This is a genomic window from Burkholderia anthinoferrum (genome assembly GCF_002925705.1).
GTDB lineage: Bacteria > Pseudomonadota > Gammaproteobacteria > Burkholderiales > Burkholderiaceae > Burkholderia > Burkholderia semiarida.
In genome coordinates, this window is sequence record NZ_LFZP01000052.1 from 711307 (window position 1) to 728207 (window position 16901).

The 16901-nt window shown below is 69.1% G+C and carries 17 protein-coding genes and 1 pseudogene; 10 read left to right on the top strand and 8 right to left on the bottom strand.

Annotated elements, in window-relative coordinates:
• Positions 1-45 precede the first annotated feature (45 nt).
• Both C5F75_RS25900 and C5F75_RS25905 read left to right on the top strand, forming a co-directional pair.
• Positions 46-1389 carry a hemolysin family protein gene (locus C5F75_RS25900; RefSeq protein ID WP_059582988.1) on the top strand — a complete coding sequence of 448 codons (1344 nt, stop codon included), beginning with the start codon at positions 46-48 and terminating at the stop codon, positions 1387-1389.
• A 22-nt stretch (positions 1390-1411) separates the two neighbouring features.
• Positions 1412-1996, top strand: a complete 585-nt coding sequence (locus C5F75_RS25905; RefSeq protein WP_059582989.1) for a thiamine phosphate synthase — start codon at positions 1412-1414, stop codon at positions 1994-1996.
• Between the two features lie 69 nt (positions 1997-2065).
• Here C5F75_RS25905 and C5F75_RS25910 read toward each other — a convergent pair whose 3' ends face one another.
• The gene (locus C5F75_RS25910; RefSeq protein ID WP_104012893.1) at positions 2066-3718 is read right to left on the bottom strand and encodes a DUF3459 domain-containing protein; all 1653 of its coding nucleotides are present in this window, start codon (positions 3716-3718) and stop codon (positions 2066-2068) included.
• A 317-nt stretch (positions 3719-4035) separates the two neighbouring features.
• On the opposite strand from C5F75_RS25910, the gene C5F75_RS25915 reads away from it, so the two are divergent.
• Complete coding sequence (locus C5F75_RS25915; RefSeq protein WP_059582992.1) at positions 4036-4743, top strand: class I SAM-dependent methyltransferase; 708 nt, start codon at positions 4036-4038, stop codon at positions 4741-4743.
• A gap of 97 nt (positions 4744-4840) precedes the next feature.
• Positions 4841-5509, top strand: coding sequence for a glutathione S-transferase (locus tag C5F75_RS25920; RefSeq protein WP_059583161.1), 669 nt, complete (start codon positions 4841-4843; stop codon positions 5507-5509).
• Between the two features lie 6 nt (positions 5510-5515).
• Here the strand turns inward: C5F75_RS25920 and C5F75_RS25925 are convergent, their stop codons facing one another.
• Positions 5516-6169, bottom strand: coding sequence for a DUF1345 domain-containing protein (locus tag C5F75_RS25925; protein ID WP_059582995.1), 654 nt, complete (start codon positions 6167-6169; stop codon positions 5516-5518).
• Positions 6170-6302: 133 nt separating this feature from the next.
• On the opposite strand from C5F75_RS25925, the gene C5F75_RS25930 reads away from it, so the two are divergent.
• A complete protein-coding gene (locus C5F75_RS25930; RefSeq protein WP_059582997.1) occupies positions 6303-7034 on the top strand; it encodes a metallophosphoesterase in 732 nt (243 codons plus the stop codon).
• 55 nt (positions 7035-7089) lie between these two features.
• On the opposite strand, the gene C5F75_RS25935 is transcribed toward C5F75_RS25930, so the two are convergent.
• Complete coding sequence (locus C5F75_RS25935; protein WP_059583000.1) at positions 7090-7791, bottom strand: RES family NAD+ phosphorylase; 702 nt, start codon at positions 7789-7791, stop codon at positions 7090-7092.
• Positions 7788-8207: an MbcA/ParS/Xre antitoxin family protein gene (locus C5F75_RS25940; protein WP_059583003.1), complete on the bottom strand. Its 420-nt coding sequence runs from the start codon at positions 8205-8207 to the stop codon at positions 7788-7790. Before C5F75_RS25940 ends, C5F75_RS25935 begins: the two co-directional genes overlap by 4 nt.
• A gap of 88 nt (positions 8208-8295) precedes the next feature.
• Here C5F75_RS25940 and C5F75_RS25945 point away from each other — a divergent pair.
• A pseudogene (locus C5F75_RS25945) lies at positions 8296-8631 on the top strand (transporter substrate-binding domain-containing protein); the annotation flags it as partial.
• Positions 8632-8858: 227 nt separating this feature from the next.
• On the opposite strand, the gene C5F75_RS25950 reads toward C5F75_RS25945, so the two are convergent.
• Positions 8859-9107: a hypothetical protein gene (locus C5F75_RS25950; protein ID WP_081059116.1), complete on the bottom strand. Its 249-nt coding sequence runs from the start codon at positions 9105-9107 to the stop codon at positions 8859-8861.
• Between the two features lie 618 nt (positions 9108-9725).
• Here C5F75_RS25950 and C5F75_RS25955 point away from each other — a divergent pair.
• Complete coding sequence (locus C5F75_RS25955) at positions 9726-10112, top strand: GtrA family protein (protein ID WP_059583005.1); 387 nt, start codon at positions 9726-9728, stop codon at positions 10110-10112.
• A 37-nt stretch (positions 10113-10149) separates the two neighbouring features.
• Here C5F75_RS25955 and C5F75_RS25960 read toward each other — a convergent pair whose 3' ends face one another.
• Both C5F75_RS25960 and C5F75_RS25965 read right to left on the bottom strand, forming a co-directional pair.
• Positions 10150-11631 (bottom strand): sigma-54 dependent transcriptional regulator, encoded by a 1482-nt coding sequence (locus tag C5F75_RS25960; protein ID WP_059583008.1) that lies wholly within the window; start codon positions 11629-11631, stop codon positions 10150-10152.
• Positions 11632-12074: 443 nt separating this feature from the next.
• Positions 12075-12998 carry a metal-dependent hydrolase gene (locus C5F75_RS25965; RefSeq protein ID WP_059583163.1) on the bottom strand — a complete coding sequence of 308 codons (924 nt, stop codon included), beginning with the start codon at positions 12996-12998 and terminating at the stop codon, positions 12075-12077.
• A 581-nt stretch (positions 12999-13579) separates the two neighbouring features.
• Here C5F75_RS25965 and C5F75_RS25970 point away from each other — a divergent pair.
• Entirely contained in the window at positions 13580-13921 is a 342-nt protein-coding gene (locus tag C5F75_RS25970; protein ID WP_006479474.1) for an FKBP-type peptidyl-prolyl cis-trans isomerase, read from the top strand.
• A 35-nt stretch (positions 13922-13956) separates the two neighbouring features.
• The gene (locus C5F75_RS25975) at positions 13957-14730 is read left to right on the top strand and encodes an AraC family transcriptional regulator (protein WP_059583011.1); all 774 of its coding nucleotides are present in this window, start codon (positions 13957-13959) and stop codon (positions 14728-14730) included.
• A gap of 151 nt (positions 14731-14881) precedes the next feature.
• On the opposite strand, the gene C5F75_RS25980 is transcribed toward C5F75_RS25975, so the two are convergent.
• A complete protein-coding gene (locus C5F75_RS25980) occupies positions 14882-15352 on the bottom strand; it encodes a winged helix-turn-helix transcriptional regulator (protein WP_181035465.1) in 471 nt (156 codons plus the stop codon).
• 153 nt (positions 15353-15505) lie between these two features.
• Between C5F75_RS25980 and C5F75_RS25985 the strand changes: the two genes are divergently transcribed.
• Positions 15506-16741: an MFS transporter gene (locus C5F75_RS25985; RefSeq protein ID WP_059583014.1), complete on the top strand. Its 1236-nt coding sequence runs from the start codon at positions 15506-15508 to the stop codon at positions 16739-16741.
• Positions 16742-16901 lie beyond the last annotated feature (160 nt).

Sequence of the window (16901 nt, forward strand, 5' to 3'; positions counted from 1 at the left end):
TTCCGGGCCCTATACTGACGGGCCTGTCATAACCGGAGCGATTCTTTGTTACAGATCTTCGCGCTCATCGGCGCGTTGTTCCTGGTGGCCCTGAACGGGTTCTTCGTTGCGGCCGAATTCGGCCTCGTCAAACTCCGCGCAACGCGCGTCAAGACCCTCGCCCGCAAGCACGGCCTGCGCGGGCGCATCCTCGGCCTCGTGCACGGCCGGCTCGACGCATATCTTTCCGCGTGCCAGCTCGGCATCACGCTCGCGTCGCTCGGCCTCGGCTGGGTCGGCGAACCTGCGTTCGCGCAACTGATCGGCCCGCTGCTCGACCTGATCGGCGTCGAGTCCGAACGCGTCGTGCACCTGATCTCGCTCGTGTTCGCGTTCTCGCTGATCTCGTTTTTGCACATCGTCGTCGGCGAACTGGCGCCGAAATCGATGGCGATCCGCCAGTCGGAGAAGGTCGGCCTGTGGGTCGCGCTGCCGCTCTACGCGTTCTACTGGGCGATGTATCCGGCGATCTGGGTGCTCAACACCAGCGCCAACGCGGTGCTGCGGCTCGCGGGGCTGTCGGCCGACCACGGCGGCGACGCGCACTATTCGACCGACGAGCTGAAGCTGATCCTGCGCAGCCGCCGCAGCGCGGCCGGCAATGCGGCGCAGCCGGCGCGCGGCACGTACAGCAACGACGAGTGGAACACGCTCGCGCATTCGCTCGATTTTTCGTCGATGACCGTGTCGGACCTGATGCGGCCGGCCCATGAAATGATCGGCCTGCGGCGCGACCTGCCGCTGCCCGACAACATGGAGATCGTCGCGCGGCACCGTTTCAGCCGCTATCCGCTGTTCGAGGATGCGTCGCGCGAACAGGTGAGCGGGCTGATCCACCTGAAGGACCTGCTGCTCGCGCGTCACGCGGGCGCCGCGCTCGAGGATCTCTCCGACTACGTGCGCCCGGTCCAGTACGTGAAGCCCGATACGCCGGCGCTGGAGCTGTTCCGCCGCTTCCGCAAGGGCGCCCCGCACTTCGCGCTGGTCGGCAGCAAGGGCGAGAAGCCGATCGGCTTCCTGACGCTCGACAACCTGCTCGGCGCGCTGGTCGGCCAGATCCACGACGAATTCCGCCAGGGCGACGCCGACTGGAGCCGCCTCGACGACGGCACGCTGATGGGCAAGGGCAGCCTGCCCGTCGTGTCGCTCGAGCAGGCGCTCGGCATCGACATCGACGAAGGCCGCGCGGAGTCGGTCGGCGGCCTCGTGATCCAGGCGCTCAGCGACCTGCCGACCGAAGGGCAGCGCGTATCGTTCGACCGCTTCGACATCGTCGTGAAGAAGATGAACGGGCCGCGCATCGTGCTCGTGCGCGTCTATCCGAAGATCGCGAAGGAGGCCGACGAATGACGGCCGCGCGTCGCATCGCGCGATGAACGCGCCGCTGCCGCGCTGCTGCGTGATCACGCCGGAACCGGCGTCCGCGTCGGCGGCCGATCGGGCCGCGTTCCTCGACCGGCTGTCGGCCGTGCTCGCGCGCGGCGAAACGCTCGTGCAACTGCGCGTCAAATCGCTCGACGCGGCCGCGTTCGCGTCGCTGGCCGCCGCGGCGCTCGCGCGCTGCGACGCGGCCGGCGCGCACCTGATGCTGAACGGCCCGATCGAGGCAGCCGGCGTGATGCGGCTCGACGGCGCCGGCTGGCATCTCGACGGCGCCGCGTTGCCCGCTGTCGCGCAACGGCCGCTGCCGGCCGGACGATGGGTGTCCGCCGCGTGCCACTCACCGGAAGATCTGCTGCTGGCCGCGCGCGCCGGCGCGGATTTCGTCACGCTGTCGCCGGTGCTGCCCACGTTGAGTCATCCCGGCGCGCCGACGCTCGGCTGGGCGCAATTCGGCATGCTGGCCGCACAGGCCGCGATGCCCGTGTTCGCGCTCGGCGGCCTGACCCATGCACACCTCGACGACGCGCGCCGTCACGGCGCGTACGGGATCGCGGGCATTCGCGGGTTCTGGTAATTCGGCCCCCTCCGGCAGCGCTGCCGGCCCCGCCGCTTCACACGTTCATCGACTCAGGCGTTCATGCGCTCATGCGTTCAGGTGCGGACGCATCGCGCGCCATGAACCGTCGTCGATGCGACGCACGTCGTGCGTCAGCGCATAGTGGTTGACGTCGCCGGTCAGCCACGCGACCAGCGAATACGGCGGCAACTCCCCTTCATCGACCCGGTCGCGCGCGCGCGCCGGCGTCTCGAACACCACCCGCCCGCCCGGCGCGTCGAACGGCACCGCATCGGGCGACAGGTTCAACGCGATCGTCAACGTCTCGTCGTCGGCAAGCCGCCACGACGCGCACAGCGCGTCGGCATCGCCGTCGCCGTTCGCCTTCAGCGCATGGGCTTCCTGCGGCCGGCAATCGGACAGCCTGGGCGCGATCAGCTTCGCGCGCACCGCGAGCGCCGACTGCACGAAATGCGCACGATCGATGTCGCGCGCGGTTTCGTCGAAGATCAGCGGGATCTGCGGCGTGAGCAGCGACAGCGCGAGCGCGGCCAGGCCGGCCGCTTGCCCGCTGTCGCCCGGGCCGGTGTCGCGCCAGGCGCCATCGGACAGCACGAGCGACGTCAGCGACAGGCCGCCTTCGGCGGCCATTCCGTCCGCCGATGCGGCCCGCTGGTACGCCGCGCCGGCCGCGGTCAGCGCGCGGGCGAGCGTGTGAATCGACTGATGCGTGGAAATGCCTTCATGCGCCGACGTGTCGCGCCCCGTGAGCCGGTGCAGCGCCCGCTCGCCGCACCCGTTCCACTGCGCATCGAAATGGGTATCGGCGAGATGCGCCGGATGCCGCTCGCTGCCGAGCACGAGGTGGATCAGCCGGTCGGCCGGCACGGCGGCGCGCACGCGATCCGCGATCTCGCGCAGCCACGACACGCCGATCCGGTCGGCTTCGCGCAGGCGCAGCCCGTCGCAGCGGTATTCGTCGATCCAGTACAGCGCGTTGTCGCAGAAGAAATCGCACACTTCCGGATGATCGAGCGCGAGCGGCGCGGCCTGCAACGGATCGTCGCGCGTATGGAAGAACGGCCCCGCGTAGTGGCGAAGCGCATCGGTGCCGCTGCCGAAGCGCGCATAGTCGAGCTCGAGCAGCACCGCGAGACCGTAGCCATGCGCATCGTCGATCAGCGCCTTCAACGCGGCCGGGCCGCCTTCGGCCGCGAGCGGCGCGAACGGCAGGCTGTCGTGCGGCGACGCGAGCAGCTCCAGCGCGGTCACGCCGAGGCGCGCGAGCCGCGGCAGGCGGCGGCGCACGCCGTCGAAGCCGCCCACCGCGTGCGGGCGGATCGCATAGAGCGCGATGTCCTCCCACGCGCGCCCGTGCCAGAACGTATTGCGCCACGTGAACGCGCGCGGATCGACGACCTCGCTCGGGCCGTTGAGCCCTTCGGGTTGCGAGCGCGACGCGGGATCGGGAATCGACACGGTATCGTCGAGACGATAGCGGTATCGCGCGCCCGCGCCGCAATCGACGAAGACTTCGAACCAGTTCGGGCCGGCACTCGTCATCGGGATGAGCGTCGGGCCGTAGCCGGTATCGAGTTCGAGCTCGACGTGCGTGCTGCCGGGCGCCCACACGCGGAAATGCGTGCGCGGCGTCGTGCAGAGCGCGCCGCAGGGCTGCGCGCCAAACGGCAAGCAGTGGATGTAGTGCTGCGCGTACGGATCGTGCGGACAATCGGACATCATGCGCTCCTCGTGCGTACCGAGCGGCATGGCCGCGCCAATGGCGCAGCGCATCGGGGCCCGGCATGCGAAGGCCAGGCGGGGGGAGAAACGAGTATGCGCCGGATTTGCCGCCGCGATGCGGCGTGGTCAGACATTTTTAAATGCGAATCGACCCCGGCAAACCAGCGGTCGTAACCGCCGGCCGGCACGTGCCGGCGAGTCGGGTAGTCGGCATACCGGAATGACCGCTCGCCTTGTTGCGCCGGCCTCGCGCACCTACGCTTTGCGTCACGTTCGCGGACACGTCGTCCGCCCCCTGACTCGAGGACTCCGCCATGTCGCTTCCCGCCAGCGCCGCGAAATTCGATCCGTCACGCGCACACGAATATGCCGAGCAATCGCGCATCGCGCTCGCCGGCTACGATGCCTGCCACGAACTCGCCGCCTGCATGCTCGCGTCGGCGATCGGTGCGGCCGATGCACGGATGCTCGTCGCGGGCGCGGGCGGCACGGGCCAGGAAATCTGCGTCGCGGCCGCGCTGGAACCGGGCTGGCAATTCACGGCCGTCGACCCGTCCGCGCCGATGCTCGCGCTCGCGCGCTCGAACGTCGAAGCCGCGGGTTTCGGCGCGCGGACGACGTTCGTCGAGGATGCCGTCGACGCGTTGCCCGACGCACCCGCGTTCGACGGCGCGACGCTGATCGGCGTGCTGCATCACGTACCGGGCGACGACGCGAAAGCCGCGCTGCTGCGCGCGATCGCGCGACGCCTGAAGCCCGGCGCGCCGCTCGTGCTCGCCGGCAACCATCGCCGCTACGCGGATCACCCGCGCCTGCTCGATGCGTGGCAGCAACGCTGGCGCATGAAGGGCGCCACGCCCGACGCCGTGCGCGCGCAACTCGCGAAGATCCTGCAGGGCGCCGATCCGCCCGCGTCCGAGGAAGCCGTGTTCGCGCTGCTGCGCGACGCGGGCTTCGATGCGCCGCTGCGTTTTTTCGCGAGCCTGTTCTGGGGCGCGTGGATCGCGGTGCGGCGCACGTGACGGTTCGACGCGACGTGCGACGGCACGCATCACGCCTTTCGCGAACGCGCCGCCCGCGCTCGGTATGATGTCGTTCCCGCCCCCTTCCGGCCTCGACATGCTTACCGTCCATCACCTGAACAACTCGCGTTCGCAGCGCGTGCTCTGGCTGCTCGAAGAACTGGATGTGCCGTACGAGATCGTGCGCTACGAACGCGATCCGAAGACGATGCTCGCGCCGGCCGAATTGCGCGCGATCCATCCGCTCGGCAAGTCGCCCGTCGTGACCGACGACGGTCGCACCTTCGCCGAATCGGGCGCGATCATCGAATACCTGGTCGCACGCTACGGCGACGGGCGGCTCGCGCCGCCGCCCGGCTCGCCGGAGCGGCACGACTACACATACTGGCTGCACTACGCGGAAGGGTCGGCGATGCCGCCGCTGCTGCTCAAGCTCGTCGCGCTGCGGATCGCGCATGCGCCGATGCCGTTCTTCGCGCGGCCGATCGCACGCAAGATCGCCGCGACGCTGCAGTCGGGTTTCGTCGATCCGCAGATCGACCTGCATCTCGGCCACGTCGACAGCGCGCTGGCGCGCACCGGCTGGTTCGTCGGCAACCGCTTCAGCGCGGCCGACATCCAGATGAGCTTTCCGCTCGAGGCCGCGACCGCACGCGGCGGCGGCAGCCGGTATCCCGCGATCGCGCGCTTTCTCGACGCGATCCATGCACGGCCCGCGTACCGGCGTGCGCTGGAACGCGGCGGCCGGTACGACCTGCTCAAGTAACCGGCGTCAGCTCAGCAGCCCCGCCGCGACATTGATCGACAAGCCGAGCACGGCCATGTTGAAGTAGAACGACAGGATCGACTGCGCGAGCACCGAACGGCGCGCGGAACGGTTCGCGAGGGACACGTCGGCCGTCTGCGACGCGACCGCGAGCGTAAACGCGAAATACAGGAAATCCCAATAATCGGGCTCGGGGTGCTGGTCCGGGAAACGGAGCGCACGATCGCCGCTCGGCGAGCCGTAATAGAGGCGCGCGTAGTGCAGCGTGAAAATCGTCGGGATCAGGAACCAGGCGCCGAACAGCGTCGCGCCCGTGATCGCGTAGTGGCTGAGCCCCGCGCTGAAGCCGACGCTCTTGGCGGTCGCGAGTTCGATCGCGATCGCCGCCACGCTTGCGACGGTGGCGAGGCACACGACGGTCAGCACGGTCGTCGCGTTTTCGTCCTCGCGGATCGCGACTTCGCGCACCTTGTGATGATGCGCGGTGACCATGCGCACCCACATCAGCACCAGATACAGCCAGACCGCGCAATCCCAGCCGATCAGCGCGCGCGCGGTCGGACGCAGCGGAAACGGCAGCACCACCGCGCACAGCACGCCGGCGACGAATGCCGCGACCATGCGCGGCCGGTTGCGTAATACCTGCGGATAAAACGTCATCGTGTGATTCCGAAAGCGGATGGAAAGGATTCGGCCGGTGCGCGGGAGAGCCCCGGCGCCGACACGTAACGCGCCCCGATTATCCTCATTCCATCGTGGCGTGGCGATGGGCGCGAGCGCCTAAGATAAGGGGATGACCGCCACCGCCCTGCTCTGCCGCCATCCCGCGAACACGGCCGGCCGCGACTTCGTCGTCGGCGACCTGCACGGCTGCGTCGACGTGCTGCGCGCGCTGCTGCACGACGTCCGCTTCGATCCGGCCCGCGACCGGCTGTTCTCGGTCGGCGATCTCGTCGACCGCGGCCCGGCCTCCGAAACCGCGCTCGACCTGCTCGACCGGCCGTGGTGCCACGTCGTGCGCGGCAATCACGAGGCAGTGCTGAGCCTCGTCGCGCACGGCAAGCTGCCACTCGACGCGTGGCGCGGCATCGGCGGCGACTGGGGGGCCGAGCTGCCGCCGGAGCGGCTGCGCGCGCATGCGGCGCGCGTTGACGCGCTGCCGCTCGTGCGCGTGATCGGCGACGGCCCGGCGCGCTTCAACGTGCTGCATGCCGAATTCTTCGGCTCGGATGCGGATCTCGATACGGGCAGTTATGCGCACGACGTGCGCGAGCGGCTGATCTGGGGCCGCGATCTCGTGCAGGGGCTCGCGGATCCCGGGTGGCAGGCCGGACTGTCGCTGACGTGCACCGGGCACACGCCCGTGCGTGCGCCGCAGCGGATCGGCGCGCAATGGTTCATCGACACGGGTGCGTTCGCGCCGGCCGGGCGGCTGACGCTCGCCGAGCCGCGCACCGGCCACACGTTGTCGATGACGCAGGCCGAAGCGCGCGAACGCCGCGCAGGCGACTGGCCGCTGCCCTGACGCGCCGGGCCGCGCAACGGTACACCGCGCCCAGCCGGCCCGGGCCAGGCGAACGCTAGCCGACCTGATTCAGTTCGAACACCGCATCGACGGCCGAGCCGTTCCAGTTGTATTCGAGATAGGCCGCATGCTGGCAGTCGCGCAGCAGCGTCGTGCGGAACGCGGCGAGACACTCGCCGCGCGGGTCGCGCACCGACGGATAGAGAATCCCCGCGCCGCCTGCATTGCGCACCGCGCGGCCGAATGCCTGCCCGACGCTGTAGTCGGCCGGATCCAGCAACGCGGGATCGCGCTGCGGCCACGTGCGCACGTCGGCGACGTCGCCGTGCGCGAACACGGTATAGAGCCGCATCTGCTGGCGCATCGGCGGCTCCTTCGTCGCGGCGAGGAACAGCCCGCTGTGATAGCGCGTTTCGGCGATCGCCGTGTCGCGCGAGCGGGTGCAGTAGAACACGCCGTAGCTGCCGTCGGAAAAGCGGCTGCCCAGCGGATTCAGGTGCGTGAATGCGGCCATGATCGGCCCCCAGCCTTGCCCGTAGCGACGCTCGGCGGGCGGCACGAGGTCGAGCGTGCCGACTTCGTTGCGGATGCGGTCGTTGGTCAGCGATTCGAGCGCGTAGAGCGCGTCGAAATCGTCCGCCGACGCGACGCGATCGAACAGGTTGATGGCGGGAAAACGGGTGGGAATCACACGATAGGCGGGCGCCCAGTCGACGGTGGTCGTGGGCCACCGGGTCACTTCGGTCGGTATCGTCACGCCCAGCCGCCCCGCATCGCGTCGAGATATTGCCGGACGGCCACCAGATCGCCGACGTTGCCGGCCAGCATCCGGTCGAGCGCGCGCTTGCCGCCGAACGGCGCCGCATCGTTGGGCCGCTTGATCCATGCATCGGCCGCGGCGGGTTGCGGCAGCAGGATCTGCAACCCCTTGTAGATGCCGAGCACGAGCGATAGCCGCTCGAGCGTATCGCGCGGCAGGCGCGCCGATTCCGGCGCGGCCTTCCACTTGAAGAATGTCGAGCGGCCGGGCGAGCCAAGCAGCACGATCTGCTCGTCGATCGTCAGTTCCCAGTCGCGCGCGATGTTGAAAAATGCACGCAGGCCGGCCGCCGACATCTGCGCGACCGAAGCGCGCGGCACGGCGGAATGCGATTCATAGGCAGGCTGTGACATGATCGTTAGTCTCGAAACGAATTTACTAACAAGATTAGTCCATTCCTGTATTTTTGCAAGGGTCGCACCATCGACCGTGCTCGTGCCCGAGAACGATTTCGACGGAATGATTCCGGCGCTGAAGGCGAAGAAGTTCGACGCGGTGCGGTCGTCGGTGTCGATCACGCCGCGGCGCGCGCAGCAGATCGGCTTCATGACGAAGATCTACAACCCGCCGACGCGGCTCGTCGTGAAGAAAGGCTCGTCGTTGCTGCCGACCGCCGAATCGCTGAAGGGCAAGTCGACCGGCGTCGAGCAGGGCACGACGCAGGAGACGTACGCGAAGGCGTACTGGGGCAAGCACGGCGCGAACGTCGTGTCGTATCAGAACCAGGACGGCGTGTATGCCGACCTGATCGCCGGCCGCCTCGACGCGGCGCTACGGCGGTTGAAAAAACGGCGTCGCGCGCGTACGGATACCGCTTTTCCGTCGCGCGCGTCCGACCGCCCCTCCCCTTCAACCGGATGGCAACGGCGGCGCGTGGTTCGCCGTTGCATCGAATGCCTGTCGTCTTGCATCGCGCGCAGCACGATGCGTCGGCCATCGTTCGGATGACAGATCAATCGTTCGCGGAAAAGATGGCCATGCGAACGGACCTCGTGCCGCTCGGGTCAATAGGCGAAGACCGGGCGTCGCGGCATCGGCGCCCGTGCGCACATGCCCATGCGGATCGGGTTCGCGTGCAGGAAAGTGCCGACCCGGCGCGGATGACCGGCAACCAGCCGGATCCGCCTCGCACCGGGCGCGGAGAGATGGCCTGTCGAGGCATGCCGGTCGGCCGCAAGCGCGACGTTCGAGCGGCGATGTCCCGAATCACTGCGATCGCGGCCTGCGGACCGCGGCGTGTGATGATCGATCATTTTTCTACCCCGTTTGCTGTCTGATGTGTGTTCCGGCAACCGGACAATGCCGATGCCCCGGCGATCAGGCGACGACGTTCCGTGCTCGCCGCGGCGCGGCTGCTGCGCTGCACCGCGCTCGGCCGCCGCATCCCCGCGGACTGCGTCCTGGCCGGTACGGGAAGCTTTCGCTGCGTGACCGGATGGACCTCGTGTCGTCGACTCTCGCACGTCTCTCGTCGCAAGGACCGGGCCAGCCCCACGCGAGCCCGGCCGGACAAGGCGATGATCGGGCCGGCCGCCGGCCGCATCGGGCGTGGCCCGCCGGAAGTTACGAAACTGAAACATCGGGGCGCGGGCATGCGCCGGCCCGGCAACGGCGAGGCCTTGCGGAATAAGGCTGAACAATGGGACGCGGAATTTTTACCGGCGGCAGGCTGGCCGATCGGCCCGGTTCGACGCGGAAATTCGCCGGGCGGCCGACGCGAAATGTTTCATGCGCTTTACATGCCCACGCCGGCAATTAGACGCACCGGACGTCGCCGCTGGACGCAGCGGCCAATCGCATGGCTATACTGCGACACCGCTTCACGCGAGCTCACGCGACCTCCAGCGACTTCACGCAAACGAGCGCCCACGATGATCCGAACCTTTCACGCCGCCGAGCGCACGAGACTGATCCGCTTCGGCGTGTCGGGCCTGGGCTCGACCGCGCTGCATGCGCTGATCGCGGCCGCGATGTTCGCGCTGTTCGACGCGACGCCCGTCATCGCGAACGCGACCGCGTTCGTCTGCTCGACCGCGTTCTCGTATCTCGCCAACACGCTGTGGAGTTTTGCGTCGCCGGTGACGTGGGGCAACTTCGCGCGCTTTCTCGTGGTCGCGACGGCCGGCCTCGCCGTGACGATGCTGCTGGCGCACGGCACCGGCGCGCTCGGCCTCGCCCACGCATGGAGCATCGTCGCGGTCGTGCTGTGCGTGCCGCCCGTCACGTTCGCGCTGCACCGGCTGTGGACCTATCGCTAAGCCGGTCCGCACGCATCGCAGGCATCGCGCATGCCGCTCAGCCGACCCGCTGATGCCCCGCGTCGCCCGATGGCGCGCCGTCGTGCCCGCCGCTGTCGCCATTGCCGCCGTTGCCGTCGTGATCGTTCAACCCGTGTTCGATCATCATCCGGTAGAGCGTCACGCGTGAAATGCCGAGCTCGGCGGCGGCCTTGTTGATCCGGTGGTCGTTGCGCAGCAGCGCGTTCTCGATCGCGGTGCGTTCGGCCAGCGCCCGCGCCTGTTCGAGCGTCACCGGTTCGGTTTCGCCGGGCGTGTCGAGCCCGAGATCGTGCGGCGTCAGCAGCCGGCTCTCGGCCATCACGATCGCGCGCCGCACGCGATTGATCAGCTCGCGCACGTTGCCGGGCCACTCGTAGCGCCGCATCGCGTCGAGCGCGGCCGACGTGAAACCGCTGATCTTGCGGCCGCTGTCGGCCTTGAATTTCTGCAGCACGTAGTGCGCGAGGATGTCGATGTCCTTGCCGCGGGCGCGCAGCGGCGGCTCGTGGATGCGCAGCACGCACAGCCGGTGATAGAGATCCGCGCGGAAGCGCCCGGCCTCGACCGCGCCGTCGAGATCGACGTGCGTGGCCGAGATGATCCGCACGTCGACGGGGATCGATTCCTGTCCGCCGAGCCGCTCGATCTTGCCCTCCTGCAGGAAGCGCAGCAGGCTCGCCTGGCTTTCGACCGGCATGTCGCCGATTTCGTCGAGGAACAGCGTGCCGCCGTTCGCCGATTCGATCCGGCCCGCGCGCCGCTGGTTCGCGCCGGTGAACGCACCGCGCTCGTAGCCGAACAGCTCCGACTGCAGCAGGTGATGCGGAATCGCGCCGCAATTGATCGCGACGAACGGCCCCTTGCCGCGGCTGGAGCGCTCGTGAATCGCGAGCGCCGTCAATTCCTTGCCGGTGCCCGACTCGCCCGAGATGAATACGCTCGCGTCCGTCTTCGCGACCTTGCGGATCGTGCTGAACAACTGCTGCATCGCCTCGCAGTTGCCGATCATCCCGTGTTCGCCGATCGACGCCGCATAGGCCGCGCCGTCGACACGATCGAGCGCGGCCATCCCGCGTGCATGGCCGAGCACGTGCGAAATCCATTCGTACGGCAGCGGTAGCGTCACGTAGTCGAAACAATAGCTGCGGATCAGCTCGCGCACGGCGGGGCCGATCGTGATGCCGGCCTGCGCGATGGAAATCCAGCCGATCGCCGGCTGGCTCAGGCACATCTTCAGCGCGGGATAGTCGCGCGACGTGAACCCGGTGAAATCGACCAGCCCGGCAGCCACGCTCACGCCGGAGGTCATGTTCTGCGCGGCGCCGGCCGTCTTCGCGACCGAGATCTCCCAGCCGAGCCCGCGCAGTTGCGCGAGCAACGGCTCGTCGGGCGTGCGCATGATCACGAACAGCTTGCGTCCGGCCTCGGGAGCGGTGACGGACACGTCCGTCATCTCGGGCGCCGCCTGCCCGTTTGCGTCGGGTGACCTTGCAACCATCGTTATTCCCCGCTTGGCGTTGGTATCGCGCGCCGGCTCGCCGTCGCATCCGACGGACACGATCGAACCGACATATTGGCCGTATTTCCGTCCGAATAAAATCCCCCTGCGCATGAATCGCGCGTGAGGTGGACGTTGTCATGAACGGTATATCGATGCGGCCGGCCTGCGGCTAGATGGGTGTTATCCCTGTGGCAGGCACCGCGCGCGACCGGAAAGGCCCGGCCCTGCACGCGCAAAGCCGCGCCGGTGCTGGCGCGCGGCGATTCCGCGCGACGCGGCGCATGCAAGGCCGGCGCGCCGGCGCCGGTGCGCGCAACCGGTCGGCCGGGCATGCGGGCGCCCGGGAGATCGATTCCGGTTGATTTTCGTCAATCGCCGAAAGAAGCCGGTTGATGCACGAACGCAACATGCTCAGCGCCCCGCCGCGCGGCGGGGCCGGGTCAGCGGCCCGATGCGAGCGGTGCCGGCGCGTTCGCGCGGCCGCGGCCGCGGCCGGCCGGCGTGCCGCCGTGTTGGCCGTAGCGGGCGGCCAGTACGTCGACCCGCGCGAGATGGTGGCGATTGTCGTGATCCCACGGGTGGAAGCCCGGCCGGAAAAAGCTCAGCCATTCGCCCGCGATGCGCGGGAACAGCCCGCGGCGCGGCCCGTACAGGAACGCGATCGTGCGCAGCATGCCGCGCGCGTGATGCCCGGCGCCGCGATCGCGCCACAACAGCGTTACATGGATCAGAAACACGGTCGGCCAGAACGTCAGCGTCGTCAGCAGATACACGCCGATGCGGATCAGGTAGCGGCGCAGCCCCGGCTCCGTCACGGCATTCCACACGTCGAACGACACGGCCTTGTGCTCGGTTTCCTCCAGCGCATGCCAGATCCACATCTGCCGGTAGCCTTCGACCGAACCGTCGAGGCGCGTCGGGTCGCGCAGCAGCCAGTCGGCGAGCATCGCCGTGTAATGCTCGGCCGCGACCGTGTGCGCGAGCTGCACCGAATGCGGCAGCTTGCGCTTCATGTAGCCGAGCACCTTCCACACGCGCTGGTCGAGCTTGCGCGCGGGCAGCCGGTTCGCCTGCATCAGCTCGTTGTATTCGACGTGCTCGCGCGTATGCATCGCCTCCTGGCCGATGAAGCCGAGCACCTGCTGCTTCAGCACGGGATCGTCGATCCGGTCGCGATAGTTGCGCACCGCATCCATGAAGAAGCGCTCGCCGGCCGGAAACAGCAGCGACAGCGCGTTGAAGAAATGGGTCACGTGCGATCCGAGGCCATGCCAGTCCTTCGCGCGCTCGACCGGCAGGTCGAAGCGCAGGTCGCGGCGCACCGGCATGATCCCGGCTGCGGTGGCGCAAGCGGCTGACTTCATGTTCATCGTTCTCCTGTTGCGGAGCGGCCGGCGCATCGTACGACGCGGCCGGCGCAAGCCCGGGCGGCGCATCGCGCACCGCCAAAATCATGACATCGACAGATGTAAAGATAGGCCGCGCGCGCCGGCACACGCAAGCTGCACGGTAGATGCGCGCTTCCAAACAGCGCGCGGTCCGCAAGGCGGAAAAAATGGCGCTCGGACGACGCCCGGACGGGTTGCGATTCGAACGCTGAGGTGCACTGACGAACGCGGTCCCGGGCGCGGCGCCGCGCCCCCACGTCGGCCCGCGAGCCCCGTGCGGCGGGCCTTGCACCGCATCGGGCACCCGTCGCGCAGCGGGCGGCGACGCGTGCCGGTCACATCGATTCATACGCGCCGCGCACCCCCATGGTGCAACCTTGGCCCGAGCGGCTCGCGAAAAATTCAAACGCGCGTTCCAATTGCGTTTCGGGCGGTGGTGCGCTCGGCGCCCCGCCACGCTTGCCGGCACGCGTGCGGCGGCGCGAAATCCGTGCGCGCCGGCCCACTGCCCGCTCGCCTACAATAGCGGTTTCACGCAACCTCTTTCAGGAGAAATCATGTCCGTCATCACGACCGAATCGGGCCTCAAGTACGAGGACCTGACCGAAGGCACCGGCGCGGAAGCGCAAGCCGGCAAGACGGTAAGCGTCCACTACACGGGCTGGCTGACCGACGGTCAGAAATTCGATTCGAGCAAGGATCGCAACGACCCGTTCGCGTTCGTGCTCGGCGGCGGCATGGTCATCAAGGGCTGGGACGAAGGCGTGCAGGGCATGAAGGTCGGCGGCGTGCGTCGCCTGACGATCCCGCCGCAACTCGGCTACGGCCCGCGCGGCGCGGGCGGCGTGATTCCGCCGAACGCGACGCTCGTGTTCGAAGTCGAACTGCTCGACGTCTGACACGGCACGCGAGCCGCCGGCTGACGCGCTGCCCCATGGCGCACCTTCCGTCCCCCACCGTCGCGCTGCAACGCTACGACACGCTCGAAGCGTCGGATGTGCACGACTTTCACCAGATCGTGCTCGGCATCGACGGTGCGATGGTGATGGCGGTGGACGGCGTCAGCCAGCGTCTCGACCGGCACGGCGCGTGGCTGGTTCCGGCCGGTGCGCGCCACGATTACGCGGGCCTGGGCGAGAATCGCCAGCTGGTGCTCAACCTTCCCCTCGCGTCGCTCGCGGTGCCGCAGCGGTTGTTCGACCATGCACGTGCCGTGTCGATCGACCCGGCGCTCACGTCGCTCGTCGCGCAGGTCGCGGCGGCCGCCGCGCAGTACGATGCGCCGGACGGCGACGCACGGCAGGCGGCCGCGCACCGTTTCCAGTGGCAGGCCGCCGCGCGCCTGTGCGACGCGCTGCTCGACGATGCCGGCATCGCCGCGCCTGCGTCGGGCCTCGATTTCGCGCGCATCGACCGCTGGCTGCGCGCCCACCTCGCCGAACCGCTGCGCATCGCCGATCTCGCCGCGCACTGCGGCTACGGGATGCGCCGGTTTCATCAACTGTTCGTCGACGCATTCGGCGAAACGCCGCATCGCTATCTGCAGCGGCTGCGGCTCGACGCAGCGGTCGTGCTGCTCGCCGACGGCCGGCATTCGCTCGTCGACATCGCGGGCAGCGTCGGCTTCGCGGATCAAAGCACGTTCACGCATGCGTTCACGAAGCGCTTCGGCATCGCGCCGGGACGCTGGCGCGGTGAACGGCATTGAACGCATCGGCCTCGCTGAATCCATATCGACGCACATAGCAGGCAACAACACCCGCAGCCGTACCGACGCTTCACGTCCCGCCGAAACATCGCATGTCCGTCGCTGCCTACGATCGACGACCATCCGGCGGCGCAACCATCGCCCATGACGCTTACCGCCGTGCCGCGCCGGCTTCGTCGCCGATCTTCCTGACGGCCGTATCGGCCGCCTTCAAAGGCCGGCCGTCGTCGTGCCGAAGCGCGAGCTTGCGGATCGCGCGCCCGGTACTGCGATCGACCAGCACCGAATGCGGCTCGCCGCGCGCGAACAGGTTCGCCTCGCCCCACTGCCGCAGCATCACGATGACCGGAAACAACCCCTCGCCCTTTTTGGTCAGCACGTACTCCTGATACGCGGTGCCGTCGGACGCCGGCACGACGTCGAACACACCGGCGTCCACCAGCATCTTCAGCCGGTCGGACAGAATGTTGCTCGCGACGCCGAGGCTCGCGCGGAAATCGCCGAAGCGGCGCACGCCGTCGAACGCGTCGCGCACGATCAGCAACGCCCAGCGATCGCCGACGATATCGGTCGCGCGCGCCACCGGGCACGGCGAATCCGCAAGACTTTTCTGTCTGGCCATGTTCCTCTCCGCAAGCATGCCGGCCGCCTTCGCGGGCATGCCGGCCATCCGTGCACGGGCCTCTGGCCCGCCACTCAACAGGTTGCATTTTAAAACCTGTTTCCCTACACTCCAAACCAGTTTTAAATTGCAACTACATTGCACAAGGGAACCATGGGATCGTCCTGTCATTCCGGCACCGTTGCCGCTCGCACGCCCATCGATGCGATCCATTCTGCCGAGGGTGGCCGCCTGTCGCCGGCGCGCGTCGCGCTGCTGGCCGCGTGCTGCGCGGCGAGCGTCGCGAACGTCTACTACGCGCAGCCGCTGCTCGACTCGATCGCGCGGGACTTCGGCGTGTCGCAGGCCGCCGTCGGCGGCGTCATCACCGCGACGCAGCTCGGCTGCGCGCTCGCCCTGCTGTTCGTCGTGCCGCTCGGCGACCTGGTGAACCGCAAGCGCCTGATCGCCGTGCAGCTTCTGCTGCTGACCGCGGCCTGCGTCGGCGTGGCCGCCGCGTCGACGCGCGTCGCGTTGCTGGCCGGGATGGTCGCGGTCGGGCTGCTCGGCACCGCGATGACGCAAGGGCTGATCGCGTGCTCGGCCGCGCTCGCCGGCGCAGGCGAACGCGGGCGCGTCGTGGGGGCCGCGCAAGGCGGCGTCGTGGTCGGGCTGCTGGCCGCGCGCTCGCTGGCGGGCGTCGTCACCGACGTCGCGGGATGGCGGGCCGTCTATCTCGTGTCGGGCGCGCTCGCGATCGCGATGCTCGTCGTGCTGTCGCGGCTGCTGCCCGACATGCACGCGCCGCGCGAACGCATCGGTTACGCGGCGCTGCTGCGCTCGATGGGGTCGCTGCTGTGCGACGAACGCGTGCTGCGCGTGCGCGGCGCGATCGCGCTGCTGATGTTCGCGGCGTTCAGCATCTTCTGGACCGCGCTCGTGCTGCCGCTCAGCGCGCCGCCGCACGCGATGTCGCACACGCAGATCGGCGCGTTCGGCCTCGTCGGCGCACTCGGCGCGGCGGCCGCCGCCCGCGCGGGCCGGCTCGCGGATCGCGGGCGCGGCGAAGCGACGACAGGCGCCGCACTCGCGCTGCTCGCGTGCGCGTGGCTGCCGCTCGCGTTCGGCAATACGTCGATTGCGCTGCTGGTCGTCGGCATCGTGCTGCTCGACGTGGGCGGGCAAGCCGTGCACGTCGTCAACCAGAGCATGATTCTCGGTGCGCGGCCCGACGCGCATGCGCGTCTCGTCGGCTGCTACATGCTGTTCTATTCGGCCGGCAGCGGGCTCGGCGCGATCGCGGCGACGATGATGTATGCGCGCGCCGGATGGACAGGCGTGTGCGTGCTCGGGGCGGGGGTGAGCGTGGCCGCGCTCGGCGTATGGGCCGCGACGCTCCGGCGCGCGTGATGCGCGCCGGCCATGCGGATCGGACGGGAAAAGCCGGCCCGCCTTTGCCGGACGGCCGGCACGCGAACCGGCCACGCACGCGCGCCGGTGGGGTTTTCGGACCGCTTCGGTCCCGCTTCGGACCCGCTTCGGTGCGGCGCCCGCGGCGCGCGCCGCGGGC

What these genes read in the sequence shown, in the direction of transcription:
- C5F75_RS25970 (WP_006479474.1), top strand. Translation starts at nt 13,580, where the DNA reads ATGTCCGTCATCACGACCGAATCGGGCCTCAAGTACGAGGACCTGACC.
- C5F75_RS25960 (WP_059583008.1), bottom strand. Translation starts at nt 11,631, where the DNA reads ATGGTTGCAAGGTCACCCGACGCAAACGGGCAGGCGGCGCCCGAGATG.
- C5F75_RS25975 (WP_059583011.1), top strand. Translation starts at nt 13,957, where the DNA reads ATGGCGCACCTTCCGTCCCCCACCGTCGCGCTGCAACGCTACGACACG.
- C5F75_RS25950 (WP_081059116.1), bottom strand. Translation starts at nt 9,107, where the DNA reads ATGATCGATCATCACACGCCGCGGTCCGCAGGCCGCGATCGCAGTGAT.
- C5F75_RS25965 (WP_059583163.1), bottom strand. Translation starts at nt 12,998, where the DNA reads ATGAAGTCAGCCGCTTGCGCCACCGCAGCCGGGATCATGCCGGTGCGC.
- C5F75_RS25940 (WP_059583003.1), bottom strand. Translation starts at nt 8,207, where the DNA reads ATGTCACAGCCTGCCTATGAATCGCATTCCGCCGTGCCGCGCGCTTCG.
- C5F75_RS25915 (WP_059582992.1), top strand. Translation starts at nt 4,036, where the DNA reads ATGTCGCTTCCCGCCAGCGCCGCGAAATTCGATCCGTCACGCGCACAC.
- C5F75_RS25930 (WP_059582997.1), top strand. Translation starts at nt 6,303, where the DNA reads ATGACCGCCACCGCCCTGCTCTGCCGCCATCCCGCGAACACGGCCGGC.
- C5F75_RS25910 (WP_104012893.1), bottom strand. Translation starts at nt 3,718, where the DNA reads ATGTCCGATTGTCCGCACGATCCGTACGCGCAGCACTACATCCACTGC.
- C5F75_RS25925 (WP_059582995.1), bottom strand. Translation starts at nt 6,169, where the DNA reads ATGACGTTTTATCCGCAGGTATTACGCAACCGGCCGCGCATGGTCGCG.
- C5F75_RS25955 (WP_059583005.1), top strand. Translation starts at nt 9,726, where the DNA reads ATGATCCGAACCTTTCACGCCGCCGAGCGCACGAGACTGATCCGCTTC.
- C5F75_RS25905 (WP_059582989.1), top strand. Translation starts at nt 1,412, where the DNA reads ATGAACGCGCCGCTGCCGCGCTGCTGCGTGATCACGCCGGAACCGGCG.
- C5F75_RS25920 (WP_059583161.1), top strand. Translation starts at nt 4,841, where the DNA reads ATGCTTACCGTCCATCACCTGAACAACTCGCGTTCGCAGCGCGTGCTC.
- C5F75_RS25985 (WP_059583014.1), top strand. Translation starts at nt 15,506, where the DNA reads ATGGGATCGTCCTGTCATTCCGGCACCGTTGCCGCTCGCACGCCCATC.
- C5F75_RS25980 (WP_181035465.1), bottom strand. Translation starts at nt 15,352, where the DNA reads ATGGCCAGACAGAAAAGTCTTGCGGATTCGCCGTGCCCGGTGGCGCGC.